The 14845-nt window shown below is 64.3% G+C and carries 15 protein-coding genes; 13 read left to right on the top strand and 2 right to left on the bottom strand.

What is annotated here, in order from left to right; genetic code table 11:
• Positions 1-2: 2 nt before the first annotated feature.
• Genes AC2YHA_RS16875 through AC2YHA_RS16855 form a run of 5 tightly spaced genes read left to right on the top strand, consistent with a single transcriptional unit; the run spans position 3 to position 4435 of the window.
• Positions 3-1187 (top strand): acyl-CoA dehydrogenase, encoded by a 1185-nt coding sequence (locus AC2YHA_RS16875; protein ID WP_487402553.1) that lies wholly within the window; start codon positions 3-5, stop codon positions 1185-1187.
• A complete protein-coding gene (locus AC2YHA_RS16870; protein WP_487402552.1) occupies positions 1184-1705 on the top strand; it encodes a GNAT family N-acetyltransferase in 522 nt (173 codons plus the stop codon). Before AC2YHA_RS16875 ends, AC2YHA_RS16870 begins: the two co-directional genes overlap by 4 nt.
• Positions 1705-2163 carry a GreA/GreB family elongation factor gene (locus AC2YHA_RS16865; protein ID WP_487402551.1) on the top strand — a complete coding sequence of 153 codons (459 nt, stop codon included), beginning with the start codon at positions 1705-1707 and terminating at the stop codon, positions 2161-2163. Before AC2YHA_RS16870 ends, AC2YHA_RS16865 begins: the two co-directional genes overlap by 1 nt.
• Positions 2160-3272 (top strand): CaiB/BaiF CoA transferase family protein, encoded by a 1113-nt coding sequence (locus tag AC2YHA_RS16860; RefSeq protein ID WP_487402550.1) that lies wholly within the window; start codon positions 2160-2162, stop codon positions 3270-3272. Before AC2YHA_RS16865 ends, AC2YHA_RS16860 begins: the two co-directional genes overlap by 4 nt.
• A 2-nt stretch (positions 3273-3274) precedes the next feature.
• Complete coding sequence (locus AC2YHA_RS16855; protein WP_487402549.1) at positions 3275-4435, top strand: FAD-dependent oxidoreductase; 1161 nt, start codon at positions 3275-3277, stop codon at positions 4433-4435.
• On the opposite strand, the gene AC2YHA_RS16850 is transcribed toward AC2YHA_RS16855, so the two are convergent.
• Entirely contained in the window at positions 4436-5230 is a 795-nt protein-coding gene (locus AC2YHA_RS16850) for a DUF72 domain-containing protein (RefSeq protein ID WP_487402548.1), read from the bottom strand. It abuts the gene before it with no gap.
• Positions 5227-5682, bottom strand: coding sequence for a DUF2147 domain-containing protein (locus tag AC2YHA_RS16845; RefSeq protein WP_487402547.1), 456 nt, complete (start codon positions 5680-5682; stop codon positions 5227-5229). The genes AC2YHA_RS16850 and AC2YHA_RS16845 overlap by 4 nt, the downstream gene beginning before the upstream one ends.
• Positions 5683-6158: 476 nt before the next feature.
• Here AC2YHA_RS16845 and AC2YHA_RS16840 point away from each other — a divergent pair, with 476 nt between their 5' ends.
• From AC2YHA_RS16840 to AC2YHA_RS16805, 8 genes are all read left to right on the top strand, one after another.
• The gene (locus AC2YHA_RS16840; RefSeq protein WP_487402546.1) at positions 6159-7694 is read left to right on the top strand and encodes a tyrosine-type recombinase/integrase; all 1536 of its coding nucleotides are present in this window, start codon (positions 6159-6161) and stop codon (positions 7692-7694) included.
• Between the two features lie 137 nt (positions 7695-7831).
• Positions 7832-8071 (top strand): hypothetical protein, encoded by a 240-nt coding sequence (locus AC2YHA_RS16835; protein WP_487402545.1) that lies wholly within the window; start codon positions 7832-7834, stop codon positions 8069-8071.
• Positions 8072-8184: 113 nt separating this feature from the next.
• Positions 8185-9255 carry an AAA family ATPase gene (locus AC2YHA_RS16830; protein WP_487402544.1) on the top strand — a complete coding sequence of 357 codons (1071 nt, stop codon included), beginning with the start codon at positions 8185-8187 and terminating at the stop codon, positions 9253-9255.
• A 64-nt stretch (positions 9256-9319) separates the two neighbouring features.
• Positions 9320-11674, top strand: coding sequence for a S8 family peptidase (locus AC2YHA_RS16825; RefSeq protein WP_487402543.1), 2355 nt, complete (start codon positions 9320-9322; stop codon positions 11672-11674).
• The gene (locus AC2YHA_RS16820) at positions 11671-12285 is read left to right on the top strand and encodes a hypothetical protein (protein WP_487402542.1); all 615 of its coding nucleotides are present in this window, start codon (positions 11671-11673) and stop codon (positions 12283-12285) included. The genes AC2YHA_RS16825 and AC2YHA_RS16820 overlap by 4 nt, the downstream gene beginning before the upstream one ends.
• Positions 12286-12333: 48 nt before the next feature.
• Positions 12334-12942: a DUF6988 family protein gene (locus tag AC2YHA_RS16815; protein ID WP_487402541.1), complete on the top strand. Its 609-nt coding sequence runs from the start codon at positions 12334-12336 to the stop codon at positions 12940-12942.
• A 76-nt stretch (positions 12943-13018) separates the two neighbouring features.
• Entirely contained in the window at positions 13019-14461 is a 1443-nt protein-coding gene (locus AC2YHA_RS16810) for a caspase family protein (RefSeq protein ID WP_487402540.1), read from the top strand.
• A gap of 165 nt (positions 14462-14626) precedes the next feature.
• A partial coding sequence (locus AC2YHA_RS16805) for a hypothetical protein (RefSeq protein ID WP_487402539.1) occupies positions 14627-14845 on the top strand: 219 nt, incomplete at its 3' end.

The raw sequence follows: 14845 nt of genomic DNA, 5'->3' as shown, positions 1-14845 counted from the left end.
CCATGGCCGAGATGGGCCGGTTCGACTGGCAGGATCCGTTCGCGCTCGATGCGCAGCTCACCGACGAGGAGCGGATGGTACGCGATGCCGCCCGCGCCTATGCCCGCGAGCAGCTGCTGCCGCGCGTGACCAGGGCCTTCCTCGACGAGAGCTTCGACCGCGAGATCATGCGCGAGATGGGCTCATTGGGCCTCCTCGGCCCCACCATCTCGCCCGAATATGGCGGTGCCGGGCTCGGCTATGTCGCCTACGGCCTGGTCGCGCGCGAGGTGGAGGCGGTCGATTCGGGCTATCGCTCGGCGATGAGCGTGCAGTCGAGCCTCGTCATGCACCCGATCAACACCTACGGCACCGAGGAGCAGAAGCGGAAATACCTCCCCGGCCTCGCCACCGGCGAGCTGGTTGGCTGCTTCGGCCTGACCGAGCCCGACGCCGGCTCCGACCCCGGCAGCATGAAGACGCGCGCGGAGAAGACCGCGAACGGCTATCGCCTGACCGGCACCAAGATGTGGATCACCAACTCTCCGATCGCCGACGTGATGGTGGTCTGGGCGAAGAGCGACGCGCATGGCGGCGGGATCAAGGGCTTCGTCCTCGAACGCGGTCTGCCCGGCCTCTCGACGCCCAAGATCGAGGGCAAGCTGTCGCTGCGCGCCTCGATCACCGGCGAGATCGTGATGGACGGCGTCGAGGTCGGAGAGGACGCGCTGCTGCCCGAGGTGCAGGGATTGAAGGGCCCGTTCGGTTGCCTCAACCGCGCGCGCTACGGCATCGCCTGGGGCACGATGGGCGCGGCGGAATTCTGTCTGGAGGCGGCGCGGCAATATACGCTCGACCGCCAGCAATTCGGCCGCCCGCTCGCCGCGACGCAGCTGGTGCAGCTCAAGCTCGCCAACATGGAGACCGAGATCGCGCTCGGCCTGCAGGCGGCGCTGCGTGCCGGCCGCATGTTCGACGAGGGCACGCTCGCGCCTGAGGCGATCTCGCTGATCAAGCGCAACAACTGCGGCAAGGCGCTCGACATCGCCCGGGTTGCGCGCGACATGCACGGCGGCAACGGCATCTCGGCCGAGTTCCACGTCATCCGTCACGCGATCAACCTCGAGACAGTCAACACCTACGAGGGCACGCACGACGTCCATGGCCTGATCCTCGGCCGGGCGATCACCGGGATCGCGGCGTTTTGACGCCGGACCGTCAGCCGGTGCTCGAAGGCGAGCTCGTCCGCCTGCGGCCGAGCGTGCCGGAGGACTGGGACGCGCTCTACGCCGTCGCCTCCGACCCGCTGCTCTGGGAAGTACATCCCGCGCACGATCGCTGGCAGGAGCCGGTGTTCCGCGCCTATTTCGACGGCGGCATCGCGTCGGGCGGCGCGCTGACGATCATCGACAAGGCGACCGGCCGGGTGATCGGATCGAGCCGCTTCGACAACTGGAACCGGCAAGCCGACGAGATCGAGATCGGCTGGACCTATCTCGCGCGTGAGTTTTGGGGCGGCACCTGGAACCGCGAGATCAAGCGGCTGATGCTCGATCACATCCACCGCTACGTCGGAACGGTGATATTCACCGTCGGCGAGGGCAACATTCGATCGCGCAAGGCGATGGAGAAGATCGGCGGCGTGCTCCGCCCCGGCACCGTCGACCGGCCGATGGCCGGCGAGATGAAGCCGCATGTCATCTACGAGATTCGAAAGCCCGCCTAATGAGTGTCGCCTTCCGTCGCGAGAGCGACGACGAGCATAAGGAACCCGAGTTCGAGCTGCCGATCCCGGTCGGGCCCAATCTGGTCACCCCGCGCGGGCTGGAGCTGCTCGCGGCCAGGGATGCCGAGATGGCGGCCGCCGTCGCCGCGGCGACCGACGCGGATGAGCTGAAGCGGCTGAAGCGCGAGCAGCGCTATTGGGCGACGCGCCATGCCACCGCCGAGCTCGCCCCGCCGCCCGAGCCGGGCGTCGCCGGGATCGGTTCCGAGGTGGTGATCCGTCGCGACGGCGCCGAGCAGCGCTTCTGCATCGTCGGCCATGACGAGGCCGATCCCGCCGCCGGGCTGCTCGCCTTCACCGCCCCGCTCGCCCGCGCAGTGATGGATGCCGAAGCCGGCGACCGCGTCGATTTCGGCGGTCGCGCCGAAGCGATCGAAGTGGTGAGCGTCGCGCCGTGAAGCCGCTCGCCGGGATCAGGCTCGTCGAGCTCGCGCGCATCCTCGCCGGCCCGTGGTGTGGCCAGCTCCTCGCCGATCTCGGCGCCGAGGTGATCAAGGTCGAGCGCCCCGGCGCGGGCGACGATACCCGCCACTGGGGCCCGCCCTTCCTGCACGACGCCGAGGGCCGCAACCTCGACGCCGCCTATTATCATTCGACCAACCGCGGCAAGGCCAGCATCGCCGTCGACATCGCCACGCCCGAGGGTCAGGCCCGCGTGCGCGAGCTGGTCGCCGATGCCGACGTGGTGATCGAGAACTACAAGGTCGGCGGCCTCGTCAAATACGGCCTCGACCACGCCAGCCTGGCGGCGATCAATCCGCGGCTCGTCACCTGCTCGATCACCGGATTCGGCCAGACCGGTCCCTATGCCCATCGCGCCGGCTACGACTTCATCATCCAGGGCATGGGCGGAATCATGTCGCTGACCGGCGAGCCCGACGGCGCGCCGCAGAAGGCCGGCATCGCCTATGCCGACATCTTCACCGGCGTCTATGCGGCGGTGGCGATCCTGGCGGCGCTCAGGCGTCGTGACGTCACCGGCGAGGGCGCGCAAATCGACATGGCGCTGCTCGACACGCAGGTGGCGGTGCTCGCCAACCAGGCATTGAACTGGATGGCGTCGGGCAAGGTGCCGCACCGGATGGGCAACGGCCACGCCAATCTCGCCCCTTACCAGGCCTTCGCCTGCGCCGACGGCGAGCTGATCGTCGCGGTCGGCAATGATTCTCAGTTCGCCAAGCTCAATGAGGTGCTGGGACTCGACCTCCACCGCGACGATCGCTTCGCCACCAATCCCGGCCGCGTCGCCAACCGCGACGCGCTGATCCCGCCGCTCGCCCGCGCGATCCTCGACTGGAGGAAGCGCGATCTCGCCGACGCGCTGGAGGCGAAGGGGGTCCCGGCCGGCCCGATCAACAATGTCGCCGAGGTGTTCGCCGACCCGCAGGTCGTCGCGCGCGGGATGCAGGTGGTGCTGGGCGGGCTTCCCGGCGTTGCCAGCCCGATCGTGATCGACGGCGAGCGCATGGTCGCCGATCGCCCCAGCCCGCCGCGCGCCGACCGCTGACAATGCGGCGGCTGGAGGTCGCGGTCGCCGGCTGTGGGGTTGCCGGGCTCGCCGCGGCGCTGCTGCTCCGCCGCGACGGCCATCGCGTCACCCTGTTTGAGCGGTTCGCGGAGCCGGGGCCGCTCGGATCGGGGCTGATGATCCAGCCCACCGGCCAGGCCGTGCTGCGCGCGATGGGGGCCGAAGCCGCGGTGATCGCCCATGGCGCGCGGATCGACCGGCTGGCAGGAGAGGCCGGCGGCAGCGGCCGCACCGTGCTCGACGTCCGTTATGCCGCACTGGGGCGGGCCGCCTATGGCATCGGCATCCACCGCGCCACTTTGTTCCACATCCTCTATCGGCTGGTGCTCGCCGAGGGCATCACGCTCGAGGCCGGCCGCACGGTCCAGTCCGCCGGTGAGGGCCGGCTGCGTTTCGCCGACGGGTCCGATGCAGGGCCGTTCGATCTGATCGTCGATGCGCTTGGCGCGCGCAGCGTGCTGGCGGGGGAGTCGGCGCGTACGCTTCCCTATGGCGCGCTATGGGCGAGCGTGCCGTGGCGCGGCGATTTCGACCCGAATGCCCTGCAGCAGCGCTATCGCGCGGCCAGCGTGATGGCCGGGGTGCTGCCGATCGGCAAGCCGCCCGGCGCCGCGGGGCCGCAATGCGCCTTCTTCTGGTCGCTGCGGGGCGACCGGCTGAGCGCGTGGCGCGCCGACGGGCTGGAGCTGTGGAAGGCGGAGGTCGCCAGGCTGTGGCCGGCGACGCAGCCGCTGCTCGACGCGATCGGGACGCCCGAACAGCTCACCTTCGCCCACTATGCCCATCGCACGCTGGCGCGGCCCTGGGCTCCCGGGCTGATCCACATCGGCGACGCCTGGCATTCGACCAGCCCGCAGCTCGGCCAGGGTGCCAACATGGCGCTGCTCGACGCCTATGCGCTGGTGCTGGCCCTGCGCGCGGGCGATCCGGCGCAGGCGATCCGGCTGCGGCGCGGCCATGTGCGGCTCTATCAGGCGATGAGCGCGCTGTTCACGCCGGTCTATCAGTCCGACGGCCGGCTGCTCCCGTTCCTGCGCGACTGGCTGGTGGGGCCGCTGTCGAAGCGATGGCCGGCGACGCGGCTGCAGGCAGCGATGGTCAGCGGGCTGGTCGGCGATCCGCTGAAGACGCTCGGGCTCTGATCAAAGCCGCGCGATCAGCGCCTCTGCCGCCGCTGGATTGCGGACCTTGGCACCGGCGATCATGAAGATGAAGGTGTCGCGCGGCGTCTTCGCCGGCGGATCGGCGACATAGGACAGCTCGTCCGGCTGCCCGCCCGCCGCCCAGGTCTTCGCCGCCTCCGCCCAGCGGTCGAGCTCGGCGGGCGCATAGCCAGCCGGCTCCTCTTCCACCGCCGTCTCGAGCCGGACATAGACGAAGTCGCCGCTCACGTCGGCGATCGCCGGATAATCGTCCGACTTGGCATAGACGATCGCCACGCCCGCCTTGCGGCACAGCTCGACGAACGCCGGCACCGCGAAGCTCTCGTGTCGTACCTGCACGGCATGGCGGAGCGGCACGCCGTCCTGCTTCTCCGGCAGCAGCTTCAGGAAGGCGCCGAAATCGTCCGGATCGAATTTCTTGGTGGCCATGAACTGCCATAGGATCGGCCCCAGCTTGGGTCCGAGCTCGACGATGCCCTGCCCGCAGAAGCGCGCGATCGATTCGCCCGCCTCCGCCAGCACCTTGCGGTTGGTGCAGAAGCGCGAAGCCTTGACCGCGAACATGAAGTCGTCTGGCGCGACTTTCGCCCATTCGGCGAAGCTCGCCGGCTTGAAGGTCGAATAATAGGTGCCGTTGATCTCTATCGCGGTGACGTGGCGGCTGGCATATTCCAGCTCGCGCTTCTGCGGCCATTTGTCGGGATAGAAGGTCCCGCGCCACGGCTCGAACGTCCAGCCGCCGATGCCGACGCGGATGGCGCCGGCGCCCGTCACCGGACGCGCACCCAGGTCGACGTCTTGCAGATGAGGCCGCCCAGCACGCAGCCCTTGCCAAGCAGCTTGTCGTCGCTCGTCACGGTCAGGCGGCCGGCGAAGGTGCGATTCATATCGGGCACGAACACCTTCCCCTTATAGCTGCCATCGCCCTCAGGACGAAATTCGCGGAAGATCTTCGTGCCGACGAGCTCCGGCGTGCCGCCGCGGCGGGCGTCCGCCTCGGCCTCGGCGCTCGCCCAGCTCACCGTGCCGCACACCAGCGCGCCGCACGCATGGGTGCGGATATGGACGGTGTCCTTCTTGTTGCGCCATTCGCCGGCGAGGGTGCCGATGCCCTCCTCCACGCGAGCGGTAGCCGGGATGGGTGCCGCGGTCAGCAGCACCGCCGATACGACGGCGGCGATCATCCCCGACCGCAGCCCGCCAGGGGCGCGATTGATGTTCGTCATCGTTCCAAACTCCTGCGGCGCGCCGTCACCGGCGCCTCTCGCGACTCGCGCGGACGTAAAGCAAAAGCGCGCTTGCCATCGCCTGAACGGTGACGCGACTTGGCGACGGTATGATGGCGCAGAGTTGGGCAGATTGCGGCAGCTGCTGGAGGATTCGAACCACGCGCGCAACCCGGCAGGGCGGAGCGCCAACAAAGGACTCGAGGGTTCGGGCGAGCGCGTTCCGGAGGTGGAATCGCGCACAAAACGCGAAAACTGGAGCGGGCGAAGGGATTCGAACCCTCGACCCCAACCTTGGCAAAGTTGCATATACGCTTTTCTGGACTTCTCCAACCTACGCCAATCTACTACTAACGTATTGATTTTATGATTGTTTGTCTCGGACTATTACGCTATACACTCCTAGGAAAGCGACACTTTTGTCGTTGAATGTTGTAGCCCGGTTGTAGCCCGGAACGGTCGGATAGAGGCAGGCGATGAAGGCTTCCGAGGTCAAGCTTACCAAGACTGTCATCGATGCCTCCCAACCCCGGGACCGGCGCTACTCCTTATGGGATAGCGAACTGAAAGGCTTCGGCGTCCGTATCGGCGTCGGGGGCGTAAAGACGTTCGTAGCCAAGTATCTGGCGGAGGGTGGTGGCCGGCGGGCGCCGCAGCGCTTCTATTCGATTGGGCGCGTCGGCACACTGACCGTTGAACAGGCCCGCCGGCGCGCAAAGGAAATTCTCGGCGCGGCGGCGAATGGGCGGGATCCGGCTCTCGACCGCAATGGGAAACGCCAGGAGCAAACCGTCGCGGAACTGATCAACCTCTACGAGAAGGAAGGCTGCTACATCCAGCGCGGGAAGCGCCAGGGCGAGCCCATGAAGCCGCTGACCAAGAAGTATACGATGGCGCGCCTGCGCCATCATGTCGTCCCCCTGCTCGGCAGGAAACGGGTTACGGAAATAGGCGCGGCCGAGATCGAGCGCTTCTTCCGGGACGTCGAGAACGGCAAGACCGTGAAGAATGAGAAGACCGGTCCGCGCACCCGCATCATCGTGAAGGGTGGGAGTGGAGCCGCCCGCAAGGTGTTCCGGGATTTCTCGGCAGTGCTGAGCTTTGCCAAGCGCTTCAGCATAATTGATACCAATCCGTGCGAAAAGGCGGTGGTCAAGAAGACCGATAATGCCCGGACCCGGTTCCTGAGCCTGGACGAACTGCGCCGGTTCGGTGCTGCCTGCGACGCGCTTGAGGCCGAAGGCGCCAATCCCAAGGCGCTCAACATTGCCCGCCTGTGGGCGCTCACCGGCTGTCGCCGACAGGAGATCGTCGAACTCAAATGGGCCGAAGTCGATTTCGACAATGGCCTGATCACGCTTGACGACACCAAGACCGGTCGATCGACGCGGCCCATGCCGCTTGCCGCTATCGCGCTGCTGCGAGGCATCGAACGTACCGATGGCATCGAATATGTCTTCCCGGCCGATACGGGGGGCAGCTTCTTCCAGGGCACCAAGTCCATCTGGCAGAAGATCGTCAGGCGTGCCGACCTGCCGGGCGTCACGCCGCACACGCTGCGCCATACGGTCGGCGCGATCGCGACCTCAAACGGCGAGGCACTTGCCCTGACAGGCGCGATCCTGGGTCACGCCAATCTTCGCTCGACGATGATCTACGCCCATGTCGACCGCGACCCGTCCGTGAAGGCCGCCAACCGCGTGTCCGACAGGATTTCCTCGGCGTTGACGGGTAAGGAAACACAGCAAGCGCCGCCGAGCGCTCAGTCCGAACGATCGGCGAACGGCTTACTACCTGACGACGAGTGGGAAATGCTGGTGGATCTGGCCGGAGCCTGGCCGGAGACGCCGGGGCGTCTCAGCGCGAAGGACAACGGCATTCTTGTGCGCCTTTCGCGCCATGGGTTTGCCCAGAAGGCTCTGGACATGGGAGATGAACTGGCCTGGTGGAGGATTACAGCCCTTGGGCAGGCGGTTCTTCAGCAGGCGGCTCGCCCGTCAGAAGCCGCGTGAGATTGATATCCGCTCTTTGACGGGCGCTTCACTGACTTGGAGCGTGGGCCGGGCGGAACTTTGCCAGACGATGATGACATGGGGTCAGCCAAGAGGCAAAGTCACTTTCGGTCGGAGAGACTCAAGGAGGCGGGTTGATGAGTTTCGTCACGGGATTGCTGGAGGATGGCGGTCACTACCTCGCGGAGCGCGACGCCAGTGTGGCGACACTGCGCCCGGCGAGCGGTAGCGCTGCCGATCTTGAAGCGTTCCAGTCCCTGGTCCGCCGCGTGCGGGATCATGAAGGCGATGGCTACACGATCCGGAAGGATCATGTTTCATCCGATCATGGCGTGGGACTCGTCGACCTTCTGATCCTGACGCTCGAAGAGCGTTGAGATGGGTGCTGACCTCAGATCGCGATTATATTGATTCACACCACAGGAAATTTTGACTAGATTCTTGCGGTAGCCGATTTGGGGCTGCCGATTGCTGGACTGAAGCAGGAAAAATGGCCCGCGCCGATCATCTCGTCTCTCTTGTTCGCGCCAGCGTTGCTGGCGACCGTGAGACGCTGCGCGCCGCAGCCGAGGCCATTGTCGCGGACGAACGGGCAAAGAATCACCACATCGTTGCAGATCGCATCGAGCGCGCCCTTGGCACCGTACCGGTCACGCCGCCGCCACTGACCACGTCGCAGCCCCAGGTAGGACCAGGCCGGGACACGATCATCGAGGTCGAACCCCGGGTCCGCTTCGACGATCTGCTCCTTTCCTTGCCCGCGCGCGAGAATGGCCGCCAGCTCATCGAAGAGCATGTGCGTGCGGATGTGCTTCGCGCCCACGCTTATGAGCCGCGCCATCGTATTCTGCTTTCCGGCCCACCTGGAAACGGCAAGACTTCCTTCGCCGAAGCAATCGCGGAGGCGCTCGGCCTCCCCTTCTTCGTCGTACGCTATGATGCCCTGATTGGCAGCTATCTCGGCGAGACCAACGCGCGGCTTCGCAAGCTGTTCGACTATGTGCGTACCCAGCCGAGCGTCCTGTTCTTCGACGAGTTCGATGCTATCGGCAAGGAGCGCGGCGATACGCATGAAACCGGAGAGATCAAGCGTGTGGTCTCGTTCCTGCTCATGCAGCTCGATCAGTTGCCGCCTTATGTGATCGTTATTGCGGCCACGAACCATGCCGAGTTGCTGGACCGTGCAGTATGGCGCCGTTTCCAGATGCGGCTGGCCTTCCCGGAGCCCGATCGCAAACTTCTCGAGGTGTTTCTGGACCGCGTCATTTGCGGTTGGCCGGACGCGCCACGCATGACGGTACAGAAGCTCGCGGCCCGCCTCGGCGCGGTCAGCTATGCCGAAGCGCTCGACCTTTGCCAGAATGTGAGGCGCAGGCAGATATTGGGTTTGGGGGAGATCAGTATCGATGATGCGCTCGCGAGAGAGCTTGAGCTGTGGAAGTCGCGTGTTCGGCCCGGGAATGTAGATGCCGAGCGATCCGACCAAGCCCCTGCTGAGGCTGCAGCCAGACCAGCCAAGACAACGGCCCGCCGGCCCGCAAAAATTCCCCCGGCCGCCTGAATCTTTCCCCCGGGACCGTCAGCAAGCTACATTCGCGCCAAAATTCGACCGCCTGGCGCGGGCTTTGGCGCGAGATCCGGGCGGCCTTGAGCTACGCGCCGATCCGGCCGCGCTGGCGCCGGAAAGGCTGCTCGTTTTCGAAGTCCGTGGCTCGGTGAACAATTTTGCCGCTGCCGTTCAGCGCGTGCCCGGCCTCGAACTGATCGACGAGGAGGAGTTGGGCAGTGACGACGATAAGGAGCCTATTGCCTATCTCCTTGTCCCGGACGCCCGCGCGCTCGCTGAACTGCTCTCCCTTTGGAAGCGCTGGAACGCCGATCAGTTGCAATTCGGGGAGACGCCGTGGCGTGGCGTGTTCGAACTGCTTCGTGATCTGCGGCCATGGGGACCCCAGGACAGGGTCCAGAGACTGGACGCCAGCTTTCTCGCCGAGGAGATCGAGGGACGCGGCGAGGACGAGCTTGTGCCGCTCGAGATCGAACTGATCTATCGGGTCTCCGAAGCTCAGGCCCAGGCACGGGAAGATGAAGTGCGCGTGGCCGTGATTGCACGCGGCGGACAGATCATCTCGCGTGCCCGGTTGCCGGACATTGCCTATCACGCCCTGCTCGTGGATTTGCCGGTACGCGCGATCCGGGAGATCATCGATCGGGCGGAGGGCGGCATCGCCAGTCTCGATCCGGTCATGCACATCCGCCCGCAAAGTCTGGCAACGACGATCGAGATCGAGGACGTCACCGACGCCGGCGCCGCTGCGGCGGTCGGAGAGCTGCGCGAACCGATCCTGGCCCTGCTCGACGGGGTTCCGGTGGCGGCACATCCGCTGCTCGCCGCGCATCTGGTCATGGACGATCAATTCGATCTCGAACCCCATGCGCCGGTGGACCAACGCATCCATGGCACTGCCATGGCCTCGCTCCTCGTGCATGGCGACCGGAACAATCCGGCACCGGCACTGCCGCGCCGGATCCACGTTGTTCCGGTGATGGGTGCGGGCGACCGCTTCCCGGCACGCCGGCTTGTCATCGACATCATCTATCTGGCCATTCGCGCGATGCGGGAAGGCGCGGATGCGACGGCGCCTGGCGTGCTGATCGTCAATCTCTCGCTTGGCAACGAGCGACGCCCCTTTCAGTCGTCGCTATCGGCATGGGCGCGGCTGCTGGATCGACTGGCGTACCGATATGGCATTCTGTTCTTGGTGAGTGCCGGCAATGTGAGGGAGACCTTCGGTGTTCCAGCCTTTGCGACCGGAACGGCTTTCGAAGACGCGGATGCCGCCGCTCGCTGCGACGGTACGCTGACCGCGATCGGCAATGTCATGGCGGACCGACGCATGTTTTCGCCGTCGGAGGCGATCAACGCGGTGACGGTAGGGGCATCCAATGACGATTGGGTGTCCGCCGCCGACCGTCGCGCTGCCCGCACCATCATCGACCCCTTTCCGGGCATTCGGGCCGCCAATCCGTCGAGCGCGCTCGGCCCCGGATTTGCCCGATCGGTCAAGCCCGACATTTTGATGCCGGGAGGGCGCGAGCATCTCCGCCAGATGCGGACCGACGGCCATGTCTTTGTCAGACCGGCCGCCTCGACGCGCCCGGCCGGTCTCAGGGTGGCGGCACCCCGTACCGGAGGTATCGGGATCGCCGAAGCCTATTCGGGCGGGACCAGCGGCGCGACCGCGCTCGCATCGCGTACATGTCATCGGATCCATGACGCTCTGGAGGCGGCATATCCGGATTTTGTCCGCCTGCCCCACGTTCAGCGGGCGGTCCTGCTCAAGGCGCTGCTTGTCCATCCCGCCCGCTGGCCCGATGATATTGCCGCACGGATCAAGGCAATCATCGGGCCGGTCGGGGGGCATCACAGCCATATCAAGGACAATATCCGGCGCTTCCTGGGATTTGGCTATGTCGACGCCGAGGACGCGGTGGCGTGCGCTGAGGACCGCGCAACCTTCTGGGCGGTAGGAGTGCTGTCCCGCGACCGCGTTGCCACTGTCCGCGTGCCTGTACCGGCGGTCATGAGCGGTCAGGCTCGGCCGCATAGTCTGTCGGCAACGCTGGCCTGGTTCACGCCTGTGCAGCCGGGGCGCAAGAGCTACCGATCAGTTCGTCTCAAGCTGCTCGACCCTGCAGAGGTCGGCACGTTGAGCGTTTCTCCGCGCAGCCTTCAACCTGATGGGAACCAGACCAATCGCGGCACCATATTCATGCGCTGCTGGGAAGGCGACAAAGCGCCGGTTGTCGGCCCGGATATGACGATTGACCTTGTGGTGCAGCGCGATCCGGATCCCGGCACCCCGATAGATGAAGCCGTGCCATTTGGCCTGGCGGTCACGATCGCCATGCCAGGGGTCGTGGGGCTCTATACGCAAGTCGCGCAGCGGCTCGGTATCGCGCCGCGTCAGCCGGTGTGAGGCTTGTCATTCCCACCATGAGCAAAAAAGGGAAACCCGCCAAAGCCGAGCGACCAACACCGAAAATGCGTGCGCTGTTTCGCGAGGTCGCGCGAGACATTATCGCCCGGGATCGCGAGGCACGCAAACGCGGCATCACACAGAATACGATCGGCGAGATCGAGCGTGCCATGGTGAAGGCCTATGTCTGCGGACAGGAAGCACTGCTGGACGATCGTATGTCGTTGCGCCGTTCGCCAGATGGACCGGTCGACTGGTTGGAGATTCCTCCTCGGGCTCGCGAGATGCTGAGCTTCATGACGATCTGTTTTTCGCAGCGCTGGTCGGCTGCACGAGGAGAAGCGGCGGCCCGGGACAGAAGTCCGGACGAGATTGAAACATTCATTGGGGATGGTCGCAAGCGGTGGGCGATCGTTCACGGTGCCAAGCGCAGCGAGCGATCGGTAGCTGACGGGAGTGTCGCGCCGTTGATTCGTCTTGGTCTGCTTGCGATACACCCCGACCATGTCGACCGTTACGTTCTCACGCCGGCCGGCATTGCCGTAGGCAAGGACTATTGGCGCCGGTCTGATGCTGGTGATCCGACGCTCCCACGTGAGGGGATGCGGTGAAATTCACCCGGCAATAGCTCCAATCGCAGCCGACCTGAGAATGCAACCATGGAAGCAAGCACGATTTCGGAAGAAGTGCGGACCGCCATTTCAATGGGTCAGGACGATCTGGCGTGGATACACACCAGCATCGAAGGCCTGGAGATAAAGGGCGATCACAGGCATCGAATTCCTGGCCAGCTCTTCGATCTGTCAATCGAGCACCATTCAGGCATCATCTCGCTGATCTCTATGCGCATTTATGCAAGTGCATTCGCCCTCGTCCGCTGCGCCTTCGAGTGTTTCGTGCGGGGCGCCTGGATCCATTACTGCGCCTCGGACGAGGAGATCGAAGTCTTCGTTGAAAAGGACATTATCGCACCGAGATTCGGTGCCCTGATCAAGGCGATCGAGGAGCGACCGGAGCTTGCCGGCGAATTCCTCTCGACGGTGAAGGACAGCGCATGGAACGCCATGAATGGCTATACGCACGGCGGAGTCCATCAGGTGTCCCGCAGGATGCAGGGCGACTATATCGAACCCGCCTTTGAGGATGCGTCACTCCTGGAGGTTATCCGGTTCTGCCGCACCATGGCGTTAATCGCCTTTGGACAGATTGCCGGATTGGCTGGGCGTTCCGATCTGGTCGATCAAGCAACAGACAGGATGAAAAACTGATCGACGCCCCATATGTTTGCTGGCGGCGAAAGACCATCGCCATGACTAAGTGGGGGAAATCATAGTGAAGCGGTCGATGGCAGCGCTGGTCTTTGGAAACAGCGCCTATCCCAAACCTGACGATCTGGCCAATCCAGTCAATGACGCCACGGATCTCGGCGCAAAACTCAAAGGCTATGGATTTGAAGTGATTATCGCCACTGACTGCAAGGTCAGTGCGATGGAAAAGCAGCTCAAGGCTTTTCGCGAATTGCTGAAAACCCATGAAATAGGCCTGTTCTTTTTTGCCGGCCACGGCATCCAGATCGACGGGTCCAATTACCTGCTAGCCATCGACACCGACATGGACAGCGAGACGGACGCCAAGCACAGCTCGCTGTCGCTCGACAAGGTGGTCGATGTGATGGAAAAATCGAACGCCTCGACAAAGATCATCATTCTGGACGCGTGTAGAACCAACCCGTGGGAGCGGCGATGGCATCGCAGCATGGGCGCTCGCGGCCTTGCCTCCGTCTATGCCCCCAAAGGCACGATCATCGGTTTTGCGACCTCGCCCGGAGAAGTTGCCTATGATGGCACCGGTCGCAACGGAACCTACACCGATGCCCTGCTGCAGCATATCGACACGCCCGACTGCTCGATCGAGACGATGTTCAAGCGGGTACGCAACACGGTCGCCGCAGCAAGCGCCGGCAAGCAGACGTCATGGGAACACACCTCGCTTTCGGGCGAATTTTACTTCAACCTCAGCCTGGGCCGGCTGATCGACGACTATGATGATACAGCACTCGCAGACCGCCTGTTCGACCTTGACGAAAGCAAGAAGTCCCATGAGATCATTGCCGGCCTGAAGACCCATAATTGGTATCGGCAGAATCCTGCTCTTGAACAGCTGAATGCCGCTTCGGCCAATCGTATGGCGAAGAACAGTCTCTTCGTCATCGGCCGCAACATATATCAGGCGGCATGCGGCAGTGCCGGTACGGCCTGCACATTCATAAACGATTTCATGAAATCCACGGCGGGTTTTGAGAAGGAGAAACGGAAGGCCCTGCTGGACGGGATGCTCTTCGAGATATTCTTCGATTCCAAAGGCGAACTGCGATCGAGCATCAAGAAGGGGCTGTTCAACGAGCTGTTCGAACTCCAGCGTCATGCGGCGCTGAAGGATAGTTTTGACTTCATCGCAGAAGCTCTCAACGCGGCACGCGCGGATTTCTACGTCATGCCCGGGAAAGGGCATGATCTCGCGGTCAGCGTTTCCGCCAAGAAAAAGGGCAAGGGCTTCACGGTCGATGCAATCTACATCGACGGCACGAATGTCCTGACAGTCGAGGAAGACAGCTGGGACAGCGACGATGGTGAAATCGCGTATACAAAGATCGGCCCCGATCGCCTCAAAGAGAAGCTGACGACGCAACTCGTCGTACCGGAGCGCCTGTTGAAGATCAGTTATGCACCCGGGGAGGCGGAAGCCGGCGATCTGTACATTCCGATCAACTGGACAGTGGCAAAATGATCCCGGGCAGAGCGCCTACGGCCTTCCATCCCGGTCCGGTCCCGGTTCCGGCATTTTGGCCGACATGATGACTACAACTCTACCGACTTGCAGCCCCGCCGTGTTTCGCGCGGCGAGGACATCCAACTGGCATTCGGGGAATGGGCGGACGGAACGATTGTCCATATGAGCGAAGTCGTTTCAGGTCTGGCGTGTGACTGCGTCTGTCCGGGCCGCAGGGCACGGCTCGTCGCCCGAAAAGGCGCCCTCAAGGAACATCATTTCGGCCACTATCGATCGGCGCAGTGTAAGCAGGCGCTGGAAAGTGCGTTGCGTAAGCTGGCAAAGCAGGGCGCGCTTCCGGCAGCGCACGAGCATGACCCCCAGCGAATTCCGCCGCGCTTT

The sequence above is a fragment of the Sphingomonas sp. SRI_018 genome, assembly GCF_057586275.1.
Note: the sequence above shows the minus strand (reverse complement) of the source record. Positions and strands in the feature narration are given on the sequence as shown.